Origin of the sequence: Aquimarina algicola (genome assembly GCF_006443095.1) — a bacterium.
In the GTDB taxonomy this organism is placed as follows: Bacteria; Bacteroidota; Bacteroidia; order Flavobacteriales; family Flavobacteriaceae; genus Aquimarina; species Aquimarina algicola.
On record NZ_VFWZ01000008.1, the window covers coordinates 54,426 to 79,908 of the forward strand.

The 25,483-nt window shown below is 31.1% G+C and carries 27 protein-coding genes and 1 pseudogene; 18 read left to right on the forward strand and 10 right to left on the reverse strand.

Translation table 11 applies throughout. The features are described from left to right. Positions 1 to 478: 478 nt before the first annotated feature. Both FHK87_RS20425 and FHK87_RS20430 read left to right on the forward strand, forming a co-directional pair. Entirely contained in the window at positions 479 to 1,147 is a 669-nt protein-coding gene (locus FHK87_RS20425) for a hypothetical protein (protein ID WP_140596061.1), read from the forward strand. A 117-nt stretch (positions 1,148 to 1,264) separates the two neighbouring features. Then, positions 1,265 to 2,331 (forward strand): annotated as a pseudogene (locus FHK87_RS20430) (IS481 family transposase). Between the two features lie 208 nt (positions 2,332 to 2,539). Here the strand turns inward: FHK87_RS20430 and FHK87_RS20435 are convergent. The 4 genes from FHK87_RS20435 to FHK87_RS20450 form a co-directional block, all read right to left on the reverse strand. Continuing rightward, complete coding sequence (locus tag FHK87_RS20435; protein WP_140596063.1) at positions 2,540 to 3,103, reverse strand: hypothetical protein; 564 nt, start codon at positions 3,101 to 3,103, stop codon at positions 2,540 to 2,542. A gap of 231 nt (positions 3,104 to 3,334) precedes the next feature. Beyond that, on the reverse strand, positions 3,335 to 4,549 hold the full coding sequence (locus FHK87_RS20440; RefSeq protein WP_140596065.1) for a serine hydrolase domain-containing protein: 1,215 nt from the start codon (positions 4,547 to 4,549) through the stop codon (positions 3,335 to 3,337). 158 nt (positions 4,550 to 4,707) lie between these two features. Then, the gene (locus FHK87_RS20445; RefSeq protein WP_140596067.1) at positions 4,708 to 5,190 is read right to left on the reverse strand and encodes a hypothetical protein; all 483 of its coding nucleotides are present in this window, start codon (positions 5,188 to 5,190) and stop codon (positions 4,708 to 4,710) included. 63 nt (positions 5,191 to 5,253) lie between these two features. After that, positions 5,254 to 5,763: a hypothetical protein gene (locus tag FHK87_RS20450; RefSeq protein WP_140596070.1), complete on the reverse strand. Its 510-nt coding sequence runs from the start codon at positions 5,761 to 5,763 to the stop codon at positions 5,254 to 5,256. Positions 5,764 to 6,335: 572 nt separating this feature from the next. Here FHK87_RS20450 and FHK87_RS20455 point away from each other — a divergent pair. From FHK87_RS20455 to FHK87_RS20465, 3 genes are all read left to right on the forward strand, one after another. Further along, the gene (locus FHK87_RS20455; protein ID WP_140596072.1) at positions 6,336 to 7,256 is read left to right on the forward strand and encodes a HamA C-terminal domain-containing protein; all 921 of its coding nucleotides are present in this window, start codon (positions 6,336 to 6,338) and stop codon (positions 7,254 to 7,256) included. 2 nt (positions 7,257 to 7,258) lie between these two features. Beyond that, positions 7,259 to 9,373 (forward strand): DEAD/DEAH box helicase, encoded by a 2,115-nt coding sequence (locus tag FHK87_RS20460; protein WP_226294343.1) that lies wholly within the window; start codon positions 7,259 to 7,261, stop codon positions 9,371 to 9,373. A gap of 130 nt (positions 9,374 to 9,503) precedes the next feature. Beyond that, on the forward strand, positions 9,504 to 10,157 hold the full coding sequence (locus FHK87_RS20465; protein WP_140596076.1) for an SLATT domain-containing protein: 654 nt from the start codon (positions 9,504 to 9,506) through the stop codon (positions 10,155 to 10,157). Between the two features lie 543 nt (positions 10,158 to 10,700). On the opposite strand, the gene FHK87_RS20470 is transcribed toward FHK87_RS20465, so the two are convergent. Next, positions 10,701 to 11,153: a hypothetical protein gene (locus tag FHK87_RS20470; protein WP_140596079.1), complete on the reverse strand. Its 453-nt coding sequence runs from the start codon at positions 11,151 to 11,153 to the stop codon at positions 10,701 to 10,703. 600 nt (positions 11,154 to 11,753) lie between these two features. Here FHK87_RS20470 and FHK87_RS26385 point away from each other — a divergent pair. Genes FHK87_RS26385 through FHK87_RS20480 form a run of 3 tightly spaced genes read left to right on the forward strand, consistent with a single transcriptional unit; the run spans position 11,754 to position 12,694 of the window. Next, a complete protein-coding gene (locus FHK87_RS26385) occupies positions 11,754 to 11,915 on the forward strand; it encodes a hypothetical protein (protein WP_226294344.1) in 162 nt (53 codons plus the stop codon). Continuing rightward, entirely contained in the window at positions 11,890 to 12,396 is a 507-nt protein-coding gene (locus tag FHK87_RS20475; RefSeq protein ID WP_140596082.1) for a hypothetical protein, read from the forward strand. Before FHK87_RS26385 ends, FHK87_RS20475 begins: the two co-directional genes overlap by 26 nt. A 7-nt stretch (positions 12,397 to 12,403) precedes the next feature. After that, positions 12,404 to 12,694, forward strand: coding sequence for a hypothetical protein (locus FHK87_RS20480; protein WP_140596084.1), 291 nt, complete (start codon positions 12,404 to 12,406; stop codon positions 12,692 to 12,694). Here the strand turns inward: FHK87_RS20480 and FHK87_RS20485 are convergent. Then, complete coding sequence (locus FHK87_RS20485; RefSeq protein WP_140596087.1) at positions 12,687 to 13,076, reverse strand: helix-turn-helix domain-containing protein; 390 nt, start codon at positions 13,074 to 13,076, stop codon at positions 12,687 to 12,689. The two genes, FHK87_RS20480 and FHK87_RS20485, sit on opposite strands and share 8 nt — an antisense overlap. Positions 13,077 to 13,406: 330 nt before the next feature. Here FHK87_RS20485 and FHK87_RS20490 point away from each other — a divergent pair, with 330 nt between their 5' ends. From FHK87_RS20490 to FHK87_RS20530, 9 genes are all read left to right on the forward strand, one after another. Next, complete coding sequence (locus FHK87_RS20490; protein WP_140596090.1) at positions 13,407 to 13,637, forward strand: hypothetical protein; 231 nt, start codon at positions 13,407 to 13,409, stop codon at positions 13,635 to 13,637. A gap of 16 nt (positions 13,638 to 13,653) precedes the next feature. Further along, entirely contained in the window at positions 13,654 to 13,935 is a 282-nt protein-coding gene (locus FHK87_RS20495) for a hypothetical protein (protein WP_140596093.1), read from the forward strand. 203 nt (positions 13,936 to 14,138) lie between these two features. After that, positions 14,139 to 14,348 (forward strand): hypothetical protein, encoded by a 210-nt coding sequence (locus FHK87_RS20500; RefSeq protein ID WP_140596096.1) that lies wholly within the window; start codon positions 14,139 to 14,141, stop codon positions 14,346 to 14,348. A gap of 366 nt (positions 14,349 to 14,714) precedes the next feature. Further along, positions 14,715 to 16,532, forward strand: a complete 1,818-nt coding sequence (gene tssD, locus FHK87_RS20505) for a type VI secretion system tube protein TssD (protein WP_140596099.1) — start codon at positions 14,715 to 14,717, stop codon at positions 16,530 to 16,532. A gap of 2 nt (positions 16,533 to 16,534) precedes the next feature. After that, positions 16,535 to 17,182: a hypothetical protein gene (locus tag FHK87_RS20510; RefSeq protein ID WP_140596101.1), complete on the forward strand. Its 648-nt coding sequence runs from the start codon at positions 16,535 to 16,537 to the stop codon at positions 17,180 to 17,182. Then, positions 17,182 to 17,817 carry a hypothetical protein gene (locus FHK87_RS20515; protein ID WP_140596104.1) on the forward strand — a complete coding sequence of 212 codons (636 nt, stop codon included), beginning with the start codon at positions 17,182 to 17,184 and terminating at the stop codon, positions 17,815 to 17,817. Before FHK87_RS20510 ends, FHK87_RS20515 begins: the two co-directional genes overlap by 1 nt. A gap of 469 nt (positions 17,818 to 18,286) precedes the next feature. Beyond that, positions 18,287 to 18,838: a hypothetical protein gene (locus tag FHK87_RS20520; RefSeq protein ID WP_140596107.1), complete on the forward strand. Its 552-nt coding sequence runs from the start codon at positions 18,287 to 18,289 to the stop codon at positions 18,836 to 18,838. 235 nt (positions 18,839 to 19,073) lie between these two features. Beyond that, a complete protein-coding gene (locus tag FHK87_RS20525) occupies positions 19,074 to 19,907 on the forward strand; it encodes a DUF6794 domain-containing protein (protein WP_140596109.1) in 834 nt (277 codons plus the stop codon). Positions 19,908 to 20,056: 149 nt separating this feature from the next. Then, positions 20,057 to 20,806, forward strand: coding sequence for a toxin-antitoxin system YwqK family antitoxin (locus FHK87_RS20530; protein ID WP_140596112.1), 750 nt, complete (start codon positions 20,057 to 20,059; stop codon positions 20,804 to 20,806). Positions 20,807 to 21,062: 256 nt separating this feature from the next. Here the strand turns inward: FHK87_RS20530 and FHK87_RS20535 are convergent, their stop codons facing one another. From FHK87_RS20535 to FHK87_RS20550, 4 genes are read right to left on the reverse strand one after another with little or no spacing between them, the layout of a single operon-like run. Then, positions 21,063 to 21,851: a hypothetical protein gene (locus tag FHK87_RS20535; RefSeq protein WP_140596115.1), complete on the reverse strand. Its 789-nt coding sequence runs from the start codon at positions 21,849 to 21,851 to the stop codon at positions 21,063 to 21,065. Between the two features lies 1 nt (position 21,852). Beyond that, positions 21,853 to 22,353, reverse strand: coding sequence for a hypothetical protein (locus FHK87_RS20540; RefSeq protein WP_140596118.1), 501 nt, complete (start codon positions 22,351 to 22,353; stop codon positions 21,853 to 21,855). After that, a complete protein-coding gene (locus FHK87_RS20545; protein WP_140596121.1) occupies positions 22,340 to 22,984 on the reverse strand; it encodes a hypothetical protein in 645 nt (214 codons plus the stop codon). The genes FHK87_RS20540 and FHK87_RS20545 overlap by 14 nt, the downstream gene beginning before the upstream one ends. A 6-nt stretch (positions 22,985 to 22,990) precedes the next feature. Beyond that, positions 22,991 to 23,584, reverse strand: coding sequence for a hypothetical protein (locus tag FHK87_RS20550; RefSeq protein WP_140596123.1), 594 nt, complete (start codon positions 23,582 to 23,584; stop codon positions 22,991 to 22,993). Positions 23,585 to 23,636: 52 nt separating this feature from the next. Between FHK87_RS20550 and FHK87_RS20555 the strand changes: the two genes are divergently transcribed. After that, positions 23,637 to 25,250, forward strand: a complete 1,614-nt coding sequence (locus tag FHK87_RS20555) for a tetratricopeptide repeat protein (protein ID WP_140596126.1) — start codon at positions 23,637 to 23,639, stop codon at positions 25,248 to 25,250. Positions 25,251 to 25,483: the final 233 nt, after the last annotated feature.

Genomic DNA, 25,483 nt, shown 5'->3' on the forward strand with positions numbered 1-25,483 from the left:
AAAAAATAAAAAAAGAACCTAAAATTCAGTTGAGACTATCCAACAAAGGATTGACTCTAAAAAATAGATCTTTTATTAATTGGTCCGAAATAAAAAAAATGGAGGTGATTGTCAAGCCAAATTATTCGTCTTCAATCCAACAGGAATATCTTGTTGTAAGCACAAAAAAAGGTAAAATGGAATTTTATGTTAACGAATTAAATATTAGTTCGTTAAGATTAGAATATTTGATTAAAATTTATAGAAAAAGGTTTGAAGAAAAAAAATAATTAAAAAACGTTGTACGACGCTATATATGCGATCATAGCTGCAAATTGATCAATCGAATGGTTGCAAAGTTATCAAACATAAAATTTGACATTTACAAAAAATGATAAAAACAAAATTTTATATTTGGTTTAGTATCCAATCGAAACATAGTGCACACTTTCTGCTCTACATTTTATACACTGAACGTTATGCATAACCTGAAAAAACAATGAGCTATCGAGGATTAAAATGGAAAAAATTTAAATTCACATTGCACCCAATTGAATTTGAAAAGATATTTGAAGGCTTAGAATACTTCATAGTTATTACGAATACCAGAGTTGATGAGAATTATGAAATAAAAGACAAGACTTCCATTTTTTCTCGATACAAGTTATACTATGAAAAAATTATCTCTGGTGAGGAATGGAAAAATGATGATTGGAAATTAAATATTCACACATCTTTGACTGACAATCCAAAATATATCGAATACGAGAGGTTTGAACATAATGAAAATGGGGAAATGAGAACTTTTAAGCGGTCAACTCAACTCGAACCAGTAATTAATATCGGACCTTTTTCACTTCAGGTAGATCATAAAGAAAGATTGAGTGTTATGTTCTATGACCATAAAAACAATTCCAATATTGGACTAGAAATTAGTTATCCAAAAGAAATTCAATATTTGGAGAGTGGAAACATAATTTCGACAGATAACCTTTCAACTCATAAACTATATTTAGAACTTATAACTCGTATCAAAAAAGTTAGCAAAAAGGCTAAAGCGAAAAGAAAGGATAGTTTATCAAAACCTAATTTTTGGATAAGTTCAAAGTGTATAAATGGAGTGAATAATAATGTGATGATAAAGCAAAATATGATTACTTTGGAGTAAAGGCTACACACAACAAGGGTAACCGTTGTTGGCGGTAGTTAATTCTTATATGTAATAGTTAAGACTTAATCTGACAATTTCTATAAATTAGTTTAATCATTAAATAAGATTTGTCAGATGAATACAGAAGAAAAAATCATCAAACCAAAGTTAGGATTATTAGAGTTAGCAAAGCAATTAGGTAACGTATCCCAAGCTTGTAAAGTAATGGGATATAGTAGAGATAGTTTCTATAGATTCAAAGAACTTTATGAACAAGGTGGAGAGCTAGCTCTCCAAGAAATTTCCAGAAGAAGCCTGTTTTAAAAAATAGGGTTAGTCAAGAAGTAGAAAAATCAGTAGTAGCTATTGCTATAGAATATCCTGCTTATGGTCAACTCAGAGCCTCTAATGAACTTAAGAAGCGTGGTACATTCATTTCTCCTGGTGGTGTTAGAAGTGTTTGGTTACGTCACGATTTAGAGACACTTAAAAAGCGTTTAAAAGCTTTAGAAGCTAAATCTGCACAAGAAGGTTTTGTACTTACGGAATCTCAAGTACAAGCTCTAGAACGAGCTAAAGACGAGAAGCAAGCTCATGGAGAAATAGAAACTCATCATCCAGGTTATCTAGGATCTCAAGATACTTACTACGTAGGATCTGTAAAAGGCATAGGTCGTATCTATGCACAGACTTTTATTGATACCTATTGTAAAGTAGCTTTTGTAAAACTCTATGATCGCAAAAATGCTATTACAGCTGCTGATTTACTAAATGATAAGGTTATTCCTTTCTATCAGCAAAATGAGCTTCCTTTATTGCGTATTTTAACTGATAGAGGTACGGAATATTGTGGTAAACGAGAACATCACGAATATCAACTATATCTTACCATAGAAGATATAGATCATACCAAAACCAAGGCAAAAAGCCCACAAACTAATGGTATTTGTGAGCGATTCCATAAAACCTTGCAGCAAGAGTTCTTTTGGGTAGCCTTTCGAAAAAAAGTCTACAACACTCTAGAAGAGTTACAAACCGATCTGGATCAGTGGATAGATTGGTACAATAGAGAAAGAACACATACTGGAAAATATTGCTATGGTAAAACACCTTTGCAAACTTTCAAAGATTCAATACCTTTAGCAAAAGAAAAGCTCATCGAATACAATGAGCTTAAAAGTGCTTTTCAAAGTGCCAGATAAATGTCAACTGTCAGATCAAGTAGTGGCTAGTACATCTTATATTCAAATTGAATTCTAACTTCCGTACTTTCTTTATCGTAAGTCTTGTCTACTAGATTATAATCTCTTATGTCATAGATTGAAGCAAAACAATCTTTAATTTCTTGAGCTTTTTCGTTTTATCACTTAAACCGCTATTATTTACACACCTTGTTGTAGCCACTTTTCTTTAGTTTAAAGAGTTTTCTTCCACCCAAATTTCAAAAGTCTTATCTGAAATATTTATTATTTCGATACCCTTTTTAGGAATTGTTACGTTAAAGGTTTCTCTAACCCAGTTTTGAAACTCAGTGTTTACGTAGTATTCAAGTTCTTCCTGTCCTTCCTCTTCTCCATATTCTCCAATGTAATAATCAAAAATTGTTTTATTCATATCTTCTGAAGGATCATCGTAACCTATAGCAAGAAATCTAAGAAAATCGATAAAATTATCAGCTATGATTAACATTTCTTCACCTTCAGAACCTATATGTACTATTTTTTGAGTTCCATTTTCATTAATCCAAAATGCATAAATATTTCCTGTTGAACCGGCACCAAACATTCCAAATTTTTCAGCTTTATTTGCTCCAAACCAACCTTCTATAAATTCAGCATAGTTACTGCGCCATTCAAAACACCCTGAAATAACTTCTTCTTCATGTTCCTTTGTCCATTCATAAAATAAATCAAATTCCTTTGGTATTTCAATAGTCGGTGGTATTTTTTCTTTTATATCCTCTAAACTTATCATTATTATTTTTAATTAGCATACAACGGCTTGTGTATGAAACGTAGCGTGCAAAAAGACACTAACTTTTCAGATTAATGTAGAGCCGAATTTTTATGTTTTGTTTTTAATTTTTCAGTTTTTAAAAAGCTAAATTAAAAAATTGGCGGACTTCCTAAATATACAAAACCTTTCGGTTAAATACTTATTAGCTGTGTTTTATACGCCGTGTTACAGCCAGTTTTGTTTCAATTCTTATTTCAGTAATAATGCAACATTCCATAAATCAAAATCACTGCTATAATGTTTAAGTGAATTCCCACAATGAACTATTACTGTTTCTTTATAAGGGATAATATAAATATTCTGTCCAAGATTTCCATTAGCATAGAAATGGAAAGAACCATCTTTATTTACGTGACCCCACCATTGGTAATTATAATAAATTCTTTTCTTACCTCTTCCAAACCATTTTGGATATATATATCTAGGAATTGATTTGTTTTCTCTAGTTGATTCAAGAATCCAATCCTTTGATATGATTTGATCGCCATTCCAATTTCCTTCTTTTAGCATTAACTGACCAAAACGTGCATAATCAATCGCTCGAGCAATCAGACGACTTGGCATATATTCAAAATTAGATTCCTTACTATCTAAGGAGAAAAGCGCATCATATTCCATTATCCTTGACCATAATTTCTGCTCTAAATAATTGGATACGGTCAAGTTAGTAGCTCTTTCTAGAATTAATCCTAAATAACTTGTATTATAATTGGAATATTGAAAATCTTTTTCCGGATCGGACGAAATTTCTACATTCTCAAGTAACAGCTTTCGAACATTGGGATGATAGTATCCAACCGCTTCATCGTGCCAAGGAGAATGAATGTTGGTAAAAGGTATAAGACTTGTATTGTATGCAAGTCCAGAGCGCATTTCGAGTAAATTTTTGATAGTTATTTTTTTAAAACGTTCATCACGCTCTAAAAGTTCTGGGATATAATTTGTTATTGGGTCATCTAAACTTTTAATTAGATCGTCATCAATGGCAGCTCCTATTAAAAATGATATAAAAGATTTTGCCATAGATTGAGAATGGAAATAGGAATCTCTATTAAATCCATTAAAATACTTCTCATAAATTATGGTGTCTTTTTTGATGACAATTAACGCAGTGGTTTGAGACTTGATTGCCCATTCTTCAAAGCTATTAAACCCAGTTTTAGTTACGAGTTCTTCGAATAAAGATTCTATATACTTCTCTTTTGGATTTGAAATAAATGTATTAGTATGTTTTGCTCCTTTAATCCTATGATTTTCAAAGTTCTTGTAATCATAAACATCTGCTACATTCATGGTTATGAGTCGATAAACGTAAGTAGGTGTATATTGGATAGACAAAAGTACCAAGAGGAGTAAGACAATTGAAAGTATTGTAAGAAATATAATTTTTAGTTTTTTTCTCATTTAATATTTTTGACTATTTGTAGAATGTTTTGAGCAATTGGCTGTAATGGTTGGTATAAGAATAGTTGCGGGTTTGCGTGCGAGGATTTTCCGAAGGAAAATCAGACGTAGTAAACTTGCAACTACCTTTAGTTAAGCCCAGAATTGAGCAATTATTTTTATACATTGTTGTAAACAGTTATTTTTTCCGCAATGTATTTCTCAATTTGTTCTTTATCTGTTTTGTTTTTTAATATTAATAATTCGTTGTTTTTATGTGTCCGATAATTCATTAAGAATTTAGTTTTTCCACTTCGAGTCAATTCCGAGTATTCAAATCGGTTTGGGTCAAACTTATCGCTTATCAATTCCGTTTTTTGAGTTCGGTCAAGAATTTTCTTCAGTCGGATTATTTTTCCGCTTTTCTCGTCTATTTTTAATTCTGAGTAGTAAATCCAAGAGGCAAATCGATAAATTGTGTATCCGATTAAAGTCAAAATCGCAACAAAAATTCCGATTCCAATTCCGAGAAACCAAATCAGAAATATGAATGAAGTAGAAGTCCAAATCAATAGTTCTGTCCAGTTAAATGGAATTCTATCGCTCAACGTGTGAACGTGTCCATTTTTGGAAATTCTAAAGTAGTCTTCGCGTTCGTTCATAATTGTTTACAACAATTGTATATGTGTACCGGTACACATATTTCCATTATATTCTTCTCAAATCTATGGAATTTTAATGTAGTATTTGTCAGTTAAAGGCTTGTCTTGCCAAAAAGCTTGCTCAAATTTCCAATAAGGTTTGTCCTCTCCCAAAAAATAATAATTCCCCCAAGAATATTGAAAAGCATAAGTCTGTTTCGTTTTTTTATCGGTTACTTTCCCTAGTAAATAACAGCTAGTAGTACCACTTACACGACCTGTTTGGAGCTTCACTTTATCGATAATAACTTCTGTTCCATTAGGCATTTTAAAAATAGTTTCCAGATCGGAATTCATTCCAAAACTATTCCCATCTTCCAAGTGATATATGTAATTCTTATCTATTGGTTGTCCAGGATATAGCAAAATTAAGGTTGGTCTTTTGGTTGTAACTTTTGTATTTATAATATCTACAAAAGGCTTTACTTGAGAAACATCTTTGCCTTTTGGTTTGGATAGCCAGTAAAACATCAATATAATTAACAATAAGCCAAACCCGAAAACTATTCCGAATCCTTTAAGTATTTTTTTCATATCGACATTAATTAAATTTATAGCATATTTTGATTTAAAGTAAATATCTCAAAGATAAGCTTTGAGATATTTCTTTCTATAAATTTTAGGATTTTGCAACAGATATCATAAGAAAAAGTTACAGCTTACTTCGATAGAGAATAGCTTTTTATAATCTGCAAAAAATAGTAATGAATCTATTATTAAAGTTTCTAATTCTCCTGCTAGCGCCAGTTTGTAACTGGTGCTATACATTATATATCACTCTAATAATAGGTTTACAAACAATCATCTAAACCTAAAACATTCGTTATTACCACTCACGATTAGAATACCCATTCACAAAAAAACTTCTTTTCTATATCTATTGAAAATCAATTGGATACACTTATTGTAGGCTAAAAAATATAAAAATCTCACCCAAATGTGGAAATCCGTAAAAATCGTAACAAAAGATTGTTGATTTTTGGGATCATTAATTTAATACAATAGTAAATACTATCTGTAATCAAATACAAACGGCTATAAACAGGTACTGCCGTTTAATTAGGTCTGTATATATTGTTGTTAGACTTGATTAAAGAAAACGGAGAATGAAATTTGAAATTATCATAAATAAAATATTTGATGACATTAATTTAGACGGTACTTTAAGTCCAACTGAAAACAAATCAGTTCTTGGAATAATCAATGACTTTGAAAACGGAGAGTGGAGATATGAACGATTTCAAAAATTTGTTTGGGACAACATCACGGAAACTGCTTTAAGTCATAGTGAAAGACAATCTTTATTAAATGATGGTGCAGGTTCTTTACTTGCCGAATCAGCAAAAAAACTACGTTTAGTGGAATCTGTAGACGCAATAGGTAGAGGTAGTGAAATTGCAGAAATCGTACTTTATGGAATAATGAAAGACTACTATTCTGCACTTCCAATCGTACCTAAAATTTTCTATAAACAAAATACAGGAGATGAGGCTAAAGGTTCGGATAGTGTTCACATTGTAATAGAATCCCAAGACACTTTTTCTCTTTGGTTTGGAGAATCCAAATTTTATAACAGTATTGAAAATACTCGATTAGATACAATTGTCACTTCCGTAAAAGACTCAATTAGTTTAGAGAAAATCAAAAAAGAAAATAGTATAATAACTAATTTGAGCGACATAAATAATTTTGGAGAAATCTCGGATGATTTGAGAAATAAAATAAAGGCAAGTCTTTCTCAAACTGAATCAATAGATAAAATCAAACCAATTTTAAACATTCCGATTCTACTTTTATATGAATGTGAAAAAACAAAATTAGGAAAAGATTTGACTGATGAATATAAGCAAGGAATAATTGATTATCACAAAGACAGAGCAACGCAATACTTCAAAAAACAAATTAATAAATGCACGTCAGTGCATTTATATGAAAAAATTAATTTTCATATAATCCTATTCCCTGTAGCAGAAAAGGAAAAAATCGTAAATAAATTCATTCAAATAGCAAAAGCTTACAGAGATTAGATATGCAAGAACAAGTTTTTGATCAGTGCCATATAATAAACAGACTCCTAATTTCTAATCAAGAAAATAAAGCCAGACAAGAACTTATTAAGTTATTGGATTACCATGACAATAATGACTTAGCATATAATCCTTTAGTTAATCATTTAATTAGAGAAACAGGGCTTTTTCCTTATTTAGAACCAGAGACTTCAAATTGGGAAGAACGATTCATTTATAATGCCTTTAAAGTAGATGTTGGTGAAGAAAAGCCATTAACTCTTCATCGAGAACAATCATTTTTACTTAAAAGTCTTTTAGAAGGTAAAAACATTGCAGTTAGTGCACCAACCAGTTTTGGAAAAAGCTTTGTAATTGATGCTTACATCAAAATCAAGAAACCAAATAATGTTTTAATAATTGTACCAACTTTAGCATTAACGGACGAAACAAGAAGAAGACTTTATAAAAAGTTTGCTCACGAATACAAAATCATAACAACTTCTGACGTAGAATTATCAGACAAAAACATTTTCATATTTCCCCAAGAAAGAGCTATGAATTATATCAATATTGTTGAATCCTTCGACATTATGATTGTTGATGAATTTTATAAAGCAAGTAGTAAATTTGACAAAGAACGGTCACCAAGTTTAATAAGGGCAATGATAAAGTTAGGTGCGAAATCTAACCAAAAGTATTATTTAGCACCAAACATCACTTCTTTAGATAGCAACCCATTCACAGAAGATATGGAGTTTATTAGACTTGATTTTAATACTGTTTACTTAGAAAAACACGAACTCTATAATCAGATAAATAATAACGAAGAAAAGAGTAGTAAGCTATTAGAAATTTTGTCTAAGAATTTAGAAAAGTCTTTGATTTATGCGGGAACATATTCCAATATAGACAGCTTGACTAACTTATTTCTTGATACGTATGAACCAATAAAAAATGAACTTCTTAATATGTTTGCAGATTGGTTATCTGAAAACTATGATGTCAATTGGAGTTTAACAAAATTAGTTAGCCGTGAAATTGGTATTCATAATGGAAGATTACATCGTTCCTTAAGTCAAATACAAGTAAAGCTGTTTGAAGAGGAAAATGGTATTAGGAACTTGATTTCTACTTCTTCAATAATTGAAGGTGTAAACACATCTGCTAAAAACGTAATTATCTGGAGAAACAGAAAAGGTATTGCCAAATTAGATGATTTCACCTATAAAAATATTATTGGTAGAGGTGGAAGAATGTTCAAGTACTTTATTGGTAAAATTTATATTTTAGAACAACCCCCAGAAGATGGACAAACCCAATTAGATATTCCTTTTCCAGATGAAATTTTAGGAGATTTAGATGAACCTAAATACGAAAGTCTTTTAACCAAAGAACAAGTTGCAAAGCTGAAACTTTACAATGAAGAAATGTCTGAACTTATAGGAGTTCAAGTCTATGAAGAATTAAAAACGGAATCAGTATTTCAATCAAGTAATTCAGATTTGATAAAAACCATTGCAATTGATTTAACCAAAAACCCTGACGAATGGAATGGTTTATATTACCTTAATGAGTTTAAACCTGAAAATTGGGATAGACTATTATATAAAATTATTAAGTTACAACCAGGTAATTGGGAAACAGGTTATAAAACATTCGTAGAATTTATCAAAATCATTGCTTATAATTGGAGTAAATCAATTCCTGAATTACTAAAGGAACTTGAAGATTATGATGTTGGAATTGATGATTTCTTTAAATTGGAAAGAAACGTAACCTATAAGTTTTCTGCCTTACTTCAAGATTTAAATTCTCTACAAAAAAGGATTTTAAGAGATAAGAGTTATGATATAACAAGATTTATGACTTTATGTTCTCAAGCATTTCTACCTAAGGTAGTTTTTCAACTTGAAGAATATGGTTTACCACGTATGATTTCAAAAAAAATGCACAAATCAAAAGTAATTGACTTTTATGATAGTGAACTTACTATTCATAAGGCAATAGTAACATTCAATGAAATGGGAAAAGAAAAGACAATTGAGCAGACAAAAGATTTAGACAATTTTGACAAATATATTTTGGACTATTTCTTTGACGGTATAAAAATTACAAATGTCCAACAAAGTATATAAAAAATAGTAGCTTAAGCGCTTAAACAGAATATTAATAATTATAGAAAGGTCTGTGTTTAACCGAAAAGTTAGTGTCTATTTTATACGCTACTTTTCATAACAAGTCCGTTAAAATGCTTTTAAGTAAAATATGACAAAAAGTTTTGAAAAAGGAAAGGGAAAAGAACATTTAGACAAAGATTTCCTTGAAGAATTAAAGCATAAAATTTGGTCAACTAAAGGTACTAGGTTTACTGCTGATAGTCGTTTAAAGACAATTGCTAAATATTCAACTTTAAGCATAAGTTTTTTATCTGCTTATCTTATTATTTTTGGATTAGTTTCAGTTTATAACCTTTACAATCCTAATGCTATTAATCCCAATGTAATAGCTTTTACCATAACTGCCTTGTCTATTTTGGTTTTAGTCTTTTCATTATTAGAAAATGCTCAAAATTATCCAGTAAAAGCGAAAAATTTCCACGATTGTGCATTAGATTTGGCTGACTTGTATAACGAACTTCAAAATTATAAATCTTATGAAAAGGATGCTGCAGAAAAAGATAAATTAGAATTTTGCAAAAAACTTCAAAAGGAATATCAAAATATTTTACGGCGGTATGAGAATCATAATCCAATTGATAATAATTTTTTTAGAATAAAACATCCAGATTACTACTCTATAAAATGGTACGAACAGATTTGGATACCACTTTTGTATTTTGCCAATACCAGATTGATTTATTTGACAATGATGTTGGTTCCAGGAATAATTTTATATTTTATTATTATGAAAGTTGCTTAATTAGTAAATTATTTAAAGACAGTGTATAAAACAGTTAATAAAGCTTAAAAACAATAGTTAATATTCATTTTGAACCTAAAACATTCAACCAAGAACCAAAAACATTCTTCGGAGAACCTAATACGTTAAAATTTTAACCTTTGATAGTCAAATTTGAACCTTAAAGGTTAAAATTTTAACGTATGACATTCTATTTTGAATCTAAAAAGTTAAAAATTTAACAAAAAACATTCAAAATTGAACCTCCGAGGTTCAACCGAGAAGGTAAAAGGTTCAAAAAAGAACCAAAACCATTCAGTTTAGATCGTTTGATAGACTATTTTGAACCCATCAGCTTGTCAGTCTGAGCTTGTCGAAGACCAATTCAACCTTAAACAATCAAAATCAATCAATACTATAGGATAAACACTCCTCGAGCGACCTAAAACCATCAACAATACACCCAGCCAAAATGATACAAAAAAGACTGCCTCAAAAAAAGGAACACAGTTCACTTTTCTTAGACAGTCTTAACTTTAAAAAAATTAGTGTTTTGGTCTATCGTTATCGTTTAGAAAAACGTTTCTTCAAATCCTCATAAATAGGCTTGGCACTCGTTACCCCTTTGTTATTCGCCTCTTTTACCTGCCCGTAATATAATAGCGAAGACTTAAGCGCCTCGCTACCGGCAAGCATAAGTGTATCTTCTACATCAGAAGCAAGTTGATTCAAGATATTTGAAATAGGAGTAAGCTGCGATACTACGGCCTCATCCTTTAAGAACTCTACCTTATCCATATACGATGGGGCAAACTCTGGGTTGGTCTCTAGATACGACTTTACCTTTTGTACCGTAGGAGCAGATTTGTCTCCCATTTTGAGCATATTGGCACGCTCCTCGTTTGTGAGGGCTTGTAGAAAAGGAGCCAATGCATTTTTGGCTTCTTGTAAGCTTTGTAACAGCGTATCTGTAGTTTGTACCGGGATTTCTACACTGATTTGATTGTCTTGTGACATAGTCTTAAGATTTTAAAATTAATAATGCTGCAAGGATACTGCATCACAGTTTCATTTTTCGGGACTCGCGATTTTTTTTTGAATTCTTTTTTTGGAGTTGTAATGTAACATGATAAAACCCTAATAAAACGTATTTTCAAATGGTATTTGAAAAAAATTAGATACAACTCGCATAGTTATATCGGTTAGGGCAACGCAAAAGGAAATATGTGTTGCTTAGGTGGAAAGAAATTTTATGAAAAATTAATTTCATAAAAACGATTTATAATCAATACTTCGTACTTAAAAGCAGAGAATACACTCTTTACTATTTACGGTTTTACCGTAATGTAATGATCTGATTAATAAATAATTATGATGTAAAAACATCATTTTTTATTCTATAAAAGCCAAATCTGTCGTTTTATATAGATTTTAGGATAATATTTCCCCTCAAAAAACCTGTTTTTTTACTAAAAACACCGCAAAAGTACTGCCAAAATACTTAAAAAACACTATAGATTTTTTTATAATTTAACTCTAGTTTTACCTTGTAAATCAATTATTTAAAACGTTTTTGAGGGTGTAATTTACGCTATCAAAAAAATAAAAACTTACATTATGAAAGTAAAAACAATAGTATTAAAAGTTCTTTTTCTATTTTTAGCGATAGGCTTATTTGCATGCGAGGCAGATAGTATTAATGATGAACTACAAAATACAGAAGAAATTGAAATTCAAGGAGCGGATAAAGATATTGAAAGACCAGGTTCGCAAGGTTGATAATAGTATCCTATCAGATATACACGTATCTTTTAAAACCAGAATTATAGGTACTATTTTTATCGTATTCTCAGGTTTACTTTTATATCTAGATAAATTTTTTGGGTATTTAGGCTTTGAGAGTGAATATACGTTTGGTTACTCTAACTTTAGTAATTTTATATGGGCGTTTATGCAAAGTATAGCGCCCGTTTTGATGATATTAGGTATGTATATGAAACCATACAAAATATCATTCTTTGTTGCTATATATTGTTATGGTCTACAATTGATTTGGATATTTAGTCCGCAACATTCAGACAACTTTTTAGGCTATGTATTTGCAATTGGTATATGTATATTCTTTGTTTTTTTAGTTTTTGTAATTAAACGTTTAATATTTCATTTTGAGCAAAAGAAAAATAAAGACCAAGAATTTATTCAGGATGCCAAAGATGTTTTAGAAATTTTAAAGGCAAGAGTTCTAGAAGGAAATGGCTAAAATTGTTATGAAAAAAAATATGTACTCTGATATCAAAAACCTAAAAAGCCTATTAAACAATAATCAAATCTCGTTGATTGATGCTATAGACAAATTTGCTGTACTACTCGATGATTTTCAAAACAAAGAAGAAGAATTATTGATTAGTAATATTACACTCAATGCGGTTAATAGAGAGCTTCTAGAAAAAAACAAGATTGTAAAAGACCGTATCAAAAACCTTAATAGGATTTTATTATTACAAGAGCTAGGCATACAGTTTAATGAAGAAGAAATGTATACACTACTTTCTAAGTAGCATCATGTTTATTACTATTTTTTAAGATAATATGTTTTTCTAGTAGTTCTGCTTTTGCTTCATTTCTATTAAGTTCGATCAATAGTTTTATAGAAGGGATTTCTAAGAATTCTTCTTTATGTTTTAGGCAAAATTCTACCATTCTTTCCATAGATAGCGTATCGATACCGGACACGTCCATATGTGTACTTGTTGTAGTATCGCTATTAGATTTGTTGTCAAGCAATTGTCTATTCAAAAAGTCTTCTACAGTTTTAGGAATCTTTTGATCACCGTACTCCCAACCCTGTATTGTTCTAGGAGAAACCCCAACCAATTTTGCTAATTCAGTTTGTGTTAACCCCAGTTCTTTTCGTATAGTTTTTAATTGACCTTTATCCATGTGTCTTTCTTAAAAAACGCAAATATTGCGCAAAAAAATATATTATTTTGTTTTTAATACGCAATATTTGCGTATATTTGATTTGTATTTAGTTAAATATACATGATTTATGTACAAAGAGCCCGATGTTATAGCTGTTTTATACGACAAAATTGCGTGTTGGTTTTTACAAACGATCAAGGATACTCTATGTATATACAAACATAAGTAACAAATAGTTGTAAACACAAGTAAACTTTAATAAAAATAGAGAACAATACCCCTTTTTTAGTTTCTCAGAGAGCAGCTTTATTATAAAGAAAAGATTAGCCATAAAAACAGAATAGGTTAATGAAAAAAAAGAGGAGAATAACAAAAAGAGAACGTGTAGAAAGTGTATTGATAACGTATAAACTGGTTTTTAATATTCTTGGTTTAGAGAAGTATTTATCATTTCCAAAAGGTACAATCCATAAATTTTTAAAATACAATCGGAGACTTAGTAGTGAGAGGATTAATCAAATCGACAAGTTTATACAAGAATTTATTGATCACTATGAAAAAGAATATAAAGATGATTAGATATAAATGAAATGTTATGAAAATTACCCCAAACCCCAATTTTGAGCAACATGTATTACGATTACTATCGATTAAACAGTCGAAGTTTAATCAGTGTGTACAAGAGCATAGAGGCTATGCATTATTGCTACGCCATTGGATTATAGAAGCGTATCAAAAAGGTACTAGTGTACACGAAGTTGCCACAATGATCTCAAACTCTCACTTATCTATAGATAAGATTAGAGAGGGTAAACCTTTATCATTTAAAGATTGCAATATGTCAATACAACGATACATACCCCCAACCTTGACGTAGCATGTATATCGTCAACACAAAAGGGAAGTGCAGGGGTCATTTAATACCAGTTTTTTCACGCCAAAATGATAGATACCCCTGCTTCCTTTTTTCGTCATGCTGAACTTGATACAGCATCGCACAAGCCGGGCAAACGCAGTATGTGTGACCCCAAATCAAGTTTGGGGTGACGTAACAAACAATTAAAACCAAAACGATCAACGATGAACCAACAACACCGATATACTCACCTTCTCAAAAATTCATATCCTCAACTCCCCCCAGAGGTATTACATACAGTTTTGAAGGTGCTCAATATAGAACTAGGTGATTTTATGCAAAAGCTCTTTAATGATGAGCCTCGCGAAGTTATCTTATATGCCAAGATTTATAGCCTGTACACACAATATAAAAAAACAGATCATGAAGTTTAATCTCAACATGTTACCAAGAAAACACGTCATGCTGAACTCGATTCAGCATCTCACAAGCCGGGCAACACAACATTTGCGACCCTGTACGTCATGCTGTACTCGATACAGCATCACACAAGCCGGGCAAACGCAGTATGTGTGACCCCAAATCAAGTTTGGGGTGACGCACTGAAAACAATGAACTATAAACCAAAAACTAAAAAACTAAATAATGGATTACGAAAATAGCTTAAAAATATGCGGTTTTACCACAGCAATAGATCACAAGCATTGTTCTATATTTGCTGCTCTACCCGCAGATTTGTACTAAGCTTTAACGTAAATGATCAAATAACTATTAAAACCTAAAAAGCTAGAACAGATTAAATGAGTATCAAAATTAAACTACGAGTAGACGACAAAGAATACACTGTTGATCACATTGATATGGGGTTTATACAGTACATTGACCCTACAGGTAGGCCTTGGGGCAAACCAAAAAATGATCTATTTACCTTTGAGATTCCCATAACCAATGCAGATGCCACTTTTTTTGAATGGTCAATAGACCGCATCATGCAAAAAAATGCATACCTCGATTTTATCCCGGTACAAGAAAATACCAAAACCAGAAAGTTAGAATTACATGAGTGCTATTGTGTAAAATGTACTTATCTCTTTAATGCCTCCAACAAAGAACCTTTTAAGGTAAGAGTACAACTAAGCCCTTCTAGGATTGTACACAATGGCGAAAATAAGTTTGAACAATGGTGGGCAACCCCACAACTACCCGAAGTAGAGGAACAGGAAGAAGTAGAAGAACAACAAGACCCTAGAATCATCAATAGTTATTGGGCTTATGATAGAGAAGGATTACAACCTTATACCTATAATAAGGATCAAAAAAACAATGTAGCATTGGGTACAACCATGTATTTTCATATACAAACCCGATATCTTGAAGAAGATACAGTGCTAAACCTACAACTTTTTGATTATGACCGTTTTTTTTGGGCAGGGTTATCCGGTCATGATACAGATAAGTTTCCTAACAAACCTGTAAAAACACGAGCCATAGTAATGCTCGAAGAGGGCGAAGGGTTTAGAGGGCGTGCCGTAGCAGAGATACAACTATCTGAAACTTGGGAACCTGTGATTAGAGAAGATACAGACAATATTGCCTACAATAATTTTGCAGCAGAACTGTATTGGGTTGTAAATTGTACAACCGGTGGGGCAAATATCACAAATGTAGAATTACCCGAAGGAGACGATAGTAAAGTATTGCGAGTTACCACCAATAATCGTAATCTATATTTCAAAAGTGGTTTTGGAGATATGAATTTACCAGAATTAAGAAGTGGTAAAGATGGTTCGCCTATTTTTTTACTAAAAGCAGTACAAGACAAGGTAAAAGATAAAATAAAGGGTAAGGTCACCGAGCAAGTTACAAAAGCAATAAGCACAGTAGCTCAAAATAAAATTGATGATATTGTCCTTGCTAAACTTGCAGATGGTAACATTGTGATGAGTGATATGCAAGTGTATAGACACCCCAATGCACCTATAAGAGCCAGACAAGTGTATGATAACGAGGGGCGGCTAAGAGAAGTAAACTCTCGCCATACCAGAGCGTTTAATAGAGATGGGCAACGAGTTGATGGCTCAACGAGTAATTATGATTTTTTTGCACAAGATGGTACCAAAGTCAAAATACTGGGCGGGATTAAACATGTAGCGGATCATTTTAGTTTGATGTCTGATATAGCAGGTGTAATCTCTTATGCAATGAGTGAAGATAGCCCATTTGACAAGCCTTTGAGCTTAAATGTATTGGTCGGGCTAGGGCTAGCCAACCCATTGACGATGCATTTTATCGTTGCTTTAGAAATAGCTGGTATCTTTGCACAAGAAATCAAAGCAGAACGAGACGAGGCAACAAATGCAGCACTACAACATGATCTAGATATCGCAAAGGCAAAAGGATATAGTGCTGTTTTAAATGAGATTGATGGACGTGATGAATATTTTTTAGACCCTTTTGATATACCTAATATTGATAAATTGCTATCAGGAAAAATAACAACATTACAAGAATTGATTGATCAAAACACTGATAAAAGAGATCAATGTAATATTCTATATAAAAAAGTTGAAAATAGTCAGGGAATACCTGTATACATAATAGAAACCATATTTTTTTAGAAATGAACACCAAAAATTATTTACATATTATATTCTTTTTTGTTTTGACTGCTTGTAGTCAAAACAAAAATGTTAATGCAGATACTAGTTTAAATATTATAGTAAATGAAACTAATGAACCTATTATACTTTGGTATAATATTGAAGCAGATGTAATAACAAGGGTAATGTTCCCTTACAATATAATGATGTATAACAAAACGAATAATGATTATGTAGTGAATTCTGTTAGGTATTTATATAGAAGACAAGATGATAATTACAGCGGAGGAATCGGAGGAGGTAAATTACATTACAAAACAAATGAAAACTTTTATTTATTTACAGATAATGGTAAGAGTTTTAAAATAAATCAAAAAGATAGTTTAGATTATTTGTTATATAGCTTGCATATTCTTAAAGAAAAAAACACAGAACAACAACAAGCATTAGAGATATACAAAGAAGAAATGAGAGCACAACAAAAAGACTCTATGCATGTGGGTACACTAAAACAGTTTAGAAAAAAACACCCCGAACTTACAGAGTATTTTTTAGAAAGAGATTCAATACGAATTAGCTATAGAAAAAAAGATCAAGAAAAACCAAGACAATTTAGAATATCGGTTTCTGATAATGGTACTAGAGAAGTCAAATTAAAGAGTTGGTAGTGATTACTAAAAACTATTTATACATCGTATTTCTATTTTTTCTAGCAGCTTGTGGTCAGAAAAAAAAATTAGATGTTGATTTAAAGATTGAAGTGAGAGAAATAGATAAACCGATTATACTTTGGTATAACGTAGAACATGATGTAGTAACAAGGGTTATGTTACCTTATAATGTAAAAATATTTAATAATACTGATGATGACTATATTATAAAATCAGTTGATTATTTATATAGAGAAAAAAATAATTCAAGTGGAGGTATTGGCGGTGGTAAACTTTATTATAAGAATCGTAAAAACTCTTACTTAGGTGTAGATAATTTTAATAGATTGTCTATCAATAAAAAAGATAGTTTAGACTATTTACTATATAGCTTACATATTCTTAAAGAAAAAAATGTAGAGCAACAAAAAACGCTAGAGGTTTATAAAAAGCAAATGAGAGCGCAGAAAAAAGACTCTATGCATATCACCAAATTAGAAGAGTTTAGAAAAAAACACCCAAAACTTACGGAGTATTTCTTAGAAAGTGATTTGATACGGGTAGATTATAGAAAAGAAAATAGTGATAAAACACGAAGATTTGACACCAATGTCCTAACCAAAGAACAAAAAGAAATCAAGTTAAAATATTAGTTTAGATAAAATAGATGGTAATTTGTATGGTCTGGGAAATAATGGAAAGATTGTAACTTTAAAAGAAAATATTCAATATGCGAAGTATGCTTATTGATATCAAAATTTTATTTAGGTCAATTTTGTTATCGATATTAATGTTTTTTGTAGTGTCTTTTTTAACAGTGCTTATTTCTATCATTAATCCTAAAGTCGATAATAGTTTAGATATTGGATTTCCATTAATTTATTACAATAGATTTTTTATTTCCGATTGTATACGTTTTAGTTGGAATGGAATATATCTAGTTTTTGATTTTATAATTATTTGGGTAATTACTCTTATAATATATCTTTTATTGAAAAAATATAAACCTATTAAAAGATAATTCCCTTGCTGGTCGAAGTTTTTAACTTGTGACTTGCATAATCATTTTGATAATCCAAACTCAATAAATAATACACCTCATTGGGGTATAAAAAATTAGATATGATTTATAAGATAGTTATTTTCTTTGCATGTTTGTTGATAGGTATTTTTAGTTTAATAAAATTACTTCTTAACAAAAAGTTTATTCCAAAATATTATATTCCTACTTTTCTAACAATTCTTACTTCTGTATTATTTTTGGCTTTTATTTATAAAGAACCATATCGGTTTAGAAAAGCAGATGTTTTTACTTTTTCGGTTTTACATAAAAATAGAACTGATAAAGGTTTAATAGACGTTTCTAAGCCTCCATATACTGATATAAAGAAGACTTTAGGTGGAGAGAATAAGGATTTTTTTCAGGTTGCTTATTTAGAACCTAGACTTCCTTTATTTCAAATTCTTTATTACAAAGATGAAATGATCGAAGCAAATACTTATGTAATAGATAAAGACACTTTGTATATAGAATATGACCACAAAAAGAATAAGGTTCTAAAATCAAGATATAAGAATAATCCTATCAATTTAAAGAAAGCTTATCAGTTATTAGAAAATCAAAATTTATTTAAAGGTAAATTCTACAATACTGATATATCTAAATTAGATTAATGGAGCTACAAAACCAGAAAGTTAGATTTACACGAGTGCTATTGTGTAAAATGTACTTATCTCTTTAATGCGTCCAACAAAGAATCTTTTAAGGCAAGAGTACAACAAAGCCCATGTAATCCCAATAGAAAATTTTTAGAAAAGAAGCCTATTTTAAACAATAGGTAAAGATGGTCTTGATCATTGAAGTAAACAAAAATGACTTGGGAAGAATATAAAATGAAATTGAAGAATAATGAGAAAAACAAAAAATAGAATAATAAAAATAGTTGTTTTTTGTCTGTTGATACATCTATGTATAAGTAGTTGTAAAACAACTGAAAGAGTAGATTATTTTATACCTGAAAGTGAATATTCAGCTTTAGAAGAAATTCCTGAAAATCTAGGTAGAGCAAACGAGATATTAAATACTACTTTTTCTGACAGTTTAAAGAATCTTGTTCGAAATGCTGATAATGATACAATTATAAATATTGTATATCCATATTCATTAGATTATTTAGTAGAGGATAGTCCTCCTATGTTTGTTTGGTATAATAAAATAAAGAATAAAAGAAAAGGAAAAGAAAAGAATACAAGATTTGTAAAATACTTAAATAGAAATGGTATAGAAGATATTGATCTTATAAATGAAGTTGTACTAGTTGCTTTTAAGAATTACTTAAATAAACAAGATACCCCACATAAAGAATTACTAAAGCAATATCGATCAAAGCAAAAAGTGATAGATGCGCGAGAAAAAACACGGTTTATAACCGATACTCTTTTTGGAGTTTATATCCCAAAAGATATAGAAGATTGTTTGGTACAATTAGACAAAGTTTTAGGTGATGCAACACAGCAAAAAGCAGTTGATTGGTCAGAAAACAATTTTGTTTCTACAGCTTATTTATCTATAGGTTATAGAATAAGAAACCGTTGGCAAATTACAAATGGTTCAAGGTTGAGTAAATATTTTAGTAAACTTGGGGTCAGAGACCCAGAAGAAGTTACCAGCATTATTTTTACCAGCTACTCCCGATATAAAAAAGGGAAACCGATATTATTTAAAGAACAAATAAAACAATAATACCCTTGATTGTTAGAGTAAAAACAAATAAATAAAAAAATGAGAAAGTTACTCTTAAATATTGTATAGTAAGTAGCCAAAACATTTATTTGCTTCCATTGCTCATTACTTCAATTTAATTAAACCTTTTATTTACAAAAAATTAAAAAATGAAATATATAGTATTAATAGCTTGTTTGTATTCGTCTTTAGCATTTACACAAACTTTTATTTTTGAAGATGAAATCACTACAAAGGATTTTGGTAAAAGATTCTTTCATTATAAAAAAAACAAAAAAGAATTACTAGAAGGGTATTATAAAATCGGTTATGATGATGGCTCTTACATCCTAATAAATTTTGTAAAAGGAGAATACGACGGTAAATTTATTGCATATCACGAAAACGGAAACCTAAAGGCTACTTCGTTTTTTAAGGATGGTTTAAAACACGGGAAAGAAACTTTTTACAATGATAAGGAAATAAAAATCCAGGAAAATAATTTTAAAAATGGCAAAACACACGGCGATCAATTGGATTATACAGAGCAAGGAAAATTGATTAGTGTGCAAACCTATAAAAACGGCAAAAGACACGGAAAATGGTTAAGACATTTTATAAGTACTTATAAAGGTCTAAAAGGGACAAGAGTTGAATATTATAAAGACGATAATCCTGTTGGTCATTGGATAGAAAAATTTGAAAATGGCCAGATATACGAAGAAAAAATATATACAGCGCCCAAAGATTACACACATAAGAAATATTATGAAAATCAAACTTTGGCTATCGAATCTGTCTATGTTAACAATAAAATTGATTCAAAAAAGAAATATAATATTACGGGAGAATTAGTTATAGAAGAAATGTATAGAAATGGGCAGCTTGTGAAGGAAATTAAGCACAACTCAAAAAAATAATTCAGAGTATTTATACTTTAGAATGCGATATGTATTTGGGATAATCTCTTTGTGGTTCCATCGTTTTTTTACTCGATAATCGAGATTTAAATGTTCCGAGGCTTGTCTCGAAGTCAAAAGTCAGTTCTCTTCGAATGCCTCGTGAGCTTGTTCTGAGGTTCTTTACTTTTTTTAATGAGATACATTGATGTAAAGACTACGGTAAGTAACACACTAGCTAAGATAATTAGTGTTTTCATAAACAATATTTTTGAGATTAAATTAATTTCAACCAATCACTATGTTCTTCTGCTACAAATTTGAGTTGTGCTGGTGGTATGGTTGTATTAGCTTCTATCCAGGCTCTTAATTCGGCTTCCCGTTCTTCAAGACTTTGGTCTTGTCGTTTATCATACCAGTAGTTTTCTTTTGAATCACCTTTGCCTCTGTACCTTAATTCGTTTCGTCTTACACCATCAAACCCCACAAAAGGGACATCACGAAGTTGAATCTTAAAGTCATATTTAAATTCTTCATCTCCCATATACGCCAATGCTACTTTACCTGTCCAGTCTATATCATAATGATAAGGCATATCGGTTTTTGCCGAGCTGAAGGAAATATTGTGATATCCTACCGCATCATGTCCCAGCACATAGCAATGAAAGGCCAGATCATCAAATGAAATACCACCCCAGTTTTTGTCTTCTGGTGGTGGATTGTCTAAGGCTATGGTTAAACTGTCTAGCGTATCTAATGCAAAGGGTATTTTATGGTCGCCCAAAAGATGATATTCGTTTGGCTGGATATGGCAAGAATGATAGTTGAGCCAGCCGGCCATCATTTGCCAATTGTCTTCAATGCCTTTATCGTAAAGGGCGTCATCATAGGTTTTTTCTCTTTCGCGTGTGGCTTCCCAACCTTCTTTTGCATAATAATCTTCTGATTTTATGCTTAAATGCAACAATACACGATCGGATTTTAATACGCCGTACAGCTTTACCTCTTTGATTGCATGCCCCTCTGGCCAGGGATTGTTTTTAAACCAGATGCGATTTTGTGTCATTTTATTCTTTTTTTACACTTGCATTAAACAAATTTTTTATAAAACGTTTTGCAACATTGGCTTCTATCCCAACGCCAAGAATTACCATAAGTGCCACTATACCTAACATCCCGAAGGGAATAAGCGTAAGCGGCTCAAAAACCTCTGAAGTCACAATTATAGATATCGAAACTAAACTTGCGATACACGCAAAAACAAAAAAGAACCCAATGAATATCAAAGCAACAGGATTGGGTTTTACACTCAATTCGATATTGATATTTGCGCCATCTGGTGTGATCACTCCTTTAATTTCAGGCAAGAAATGATTGCGATAACCGATGATTCTTTTTATTATAAAAATATGTCCTTCTATCCTTCCCGAATAAGGTTTATGTGATGAATCACCCATAAATACTTTCATAGGATGTGGACGCGTATCTTGCACCACATCTTGCAAGCGTTCTAGCGCTTCTTCTTGATGGATTGTTGATGTAAATATGGTTTTTTTAAATATGTTCATGATGAATCCAACGTATTAATTGCTTCAAAGTTCCAGTATTCGACCACTTTGTAAATTCTGTTTTTGATTTATATTTTTCCTGAATTAGGATATAATTCATTAAATGTTTTACAATGATTTTATTGTTGTTATCATGCCGGATTTCTTTTAAAAAAGGAATCGTATTATATCCTGCCTGAGCAGCATAAAAAAGTTCAGCTTCGTCATACTGATCCATAGGTTTATTGAACTCTTGTTGAAGCCAGGCATCAAAAAAGTTGTCAATAGCGCTTATTTCTTTAGCAGAAAATGTGTTTTGATAATCAAATTTGGCAAATTCTCGATGCACGTATTCTACAAAAGAAAAACTGAAGTCCGGATTTTCGATAGTAGTAAGCTCTAGCACTCGCGGTACAAAATATTTGTAGATGTCATTGCCAAATGGGATGATATTGCAAGATTCTATAAGCGCGCCAAAAATATGATCATTTAGTTTTTGTAAAGGGATGTTTAAAAGATAATGCTCATCGGTAGTACTAAAGCAAGAAACACAAGGATAATCGATCACCCGTTGTGGTGCCGGGTAGCTCGAAAATACCTGATAAAGATGCTCAATAGTAGTATGTAACGCTGTGGTATTCGTATCCTGCATTGTCTTTTAACCTTCGATAATATCTGTTGTTCTTACATTTTGTATACGTTCGATTTTGGCCACTAAATCAAACGTATTGGGTTTTGCTCTTTCATCATAATAGTCAATATCTTCTGCGATACCCTTCCAATTAATGAAATAATCATTTTCAATTTTTTTAAAGTAAATACTACTTTGTCTAATAGTGACTCCAAAACCCAGGTACATAAAAATATCACTATTGTGTTGCTTCTCACCGAGAGGAACCTCAGGAATTTCAATAGTTAGCTCTTCTAAGCCATCGGAGTCTGATAAATTGGTGGGGAACTGATACAAATTCAAAGCTGCTGTTTGAATAAAATCAAAACGCTCATTACTAACTTTATTCTGCAAACAACATTTAAGCTCAATGTCTATAAGATTTGTGGCTTTGAATTGAGACGTTTCTTTATTTTGATATAAACGAACAAAGGCTTTTTCAAACCCTGCAAAATGGAGGGTGCTATCCTGATGATATATTTTTAAGTATTCGTTCATATATTGATTGAATTCTTCTTTTGTTTCATACAAAAGAAATAAAAACACCTCATACATACGCTCCAAATTATAAGTTGGCACCATTCTCTTTAAAACAATAAATTCTTAATTTGCAATTATTTTAAAAGTAGTTGTAATGTTGAAGTTAGTTGCCGGTTTTTATCTCGTATTTTTTCTATGCAGCTCCGGGTATTCCCAAAACCAAGAAAATACTGTTTCTGCAAAAGAAGTGCTAGAGCGTTTAACCAAACTACAGGGTGATTCCTACAATTTGGGCGATTTTAAAAATTTCAAATTATATACTGATTCTATTTTAACTCTTGCCAAGGCTAACCAGCTTAAAGCCTATGAAATTGATGCCGTTATAAGATTAGGGGTGTATTATAATTCATTAGGCTCTTACGATACATCAATGAAATATTATTTGGAAGCGTTAGAAATCTCAAAAAATATACCGGATAGTTACAAAAAAGAGACTATTATTTTAGTTAATCTGGGTAATGTATATAACCAAATTGAGGATCATAATAAAGCGCAAAAATCCTTTGATAAAGCATTAAAATATATTGAAGATTTTGGAGGGCCGGATGTGTATAGAATGGCTGTGTATACAGGTTTGTCTGATGCTGCTACCGGTAACAGAGATTTTAATACTGCTTTAGAATATCTTGAGAAAGCCAAAGGTATAGGCGAAAAACTAAAACGTGATGATATTATTATCAATACCTTAAACGAAATGGCAGAAAATTATCTTGAGCTAAAACAGTTTCAACAAGCATTAGCCCATAGCCAACAAGCAGAAAACTTATATACTGATAAGCAATCTATAGAACGTAGAGCCTTGAGTCTTTACCTCATGGGGGCTTCACTAGTTGGACTTGAAAATTATGAAGAGGCTGTTTTACCTTTGCAAATGGCTCAAGGTATAGCGATCTCTAACCAGTTTCTAAAAATTGAGATGGATACGTATAAGCAGCTGGCCAAAAGTTTTGAAAAATTAGGGCATTTGGAAAAAGCAAATATGCAATACAAAGGGTATATAAATGCCAAAGAAAAGTACTTACAGACACTTTCAAAAGCTAAAAGATTCGAAATAGAAAAAGAACTGGCTAAAACAGAAGTGAAATTAAAAAAGGAGAGTACATTTAAGTGGACTTCAATTTTGATAGGGATTGCTATTACTTTTATACTATTGGGAGTTTTATTGGTTTATCAGAAAAAGAAAAAACATGCAGAATTAGAAGCATATCAATTAAAGGAAGATCGGTTACTGTTACAAGATGAAAATGAAGCGCTTAAGGCTAAAATATTAAAGCTGGTAAAAGAAAAAACTATCCCATCATTAACCCAAAATGATGACGAAAAATCTAAAAAAACATCCTTGACTTCTGCAGAGCAAGAGCAATATGTGCAAAAGATCCTGGATTATATGGAAACCGAAAAACCCTATCTCGATCACGAAATAAAACAATCCACACTTGCTGAACGCCTAAATATGAGTGTGCATCTTTTTTCTGAAGTATTAAATGTTTGTTTTGAAAAGAACTTTAATAATTTCATGAATTTGTATCGGGTAGATAAGGCAAAACAACTTATTAAAGATCCAGCCTTCTCAAATTACAAAATATTAGCGTTAGGTTACGAAGCCGGTTTTCCTAGTAAAACATCATTCAACCGAGTGTTTAAAAATTTAGTAGGCCAAACTCCTTCAGAATATCGTCAACAACATTTATCAGTAGTTAATTTATAAAATTAATTGTGAGCAAAGCAGAATAGAGAATTATAAGACTATACGTTCCAATCTATAATTTGATACTCTTTTTTGTTTATTCTTAATTATTTTCGATTTTGTTTCTACAGCACCGCTTTATACTATGCGAGCTTTTAGAAATGAGTTTGTACCTGGAAAAATCTGTAAAAAAATGTGTTTGAATAGCAAGTATCTTGTCTTTTTGTATATAGAATTTGCAGCAATAGAAACTA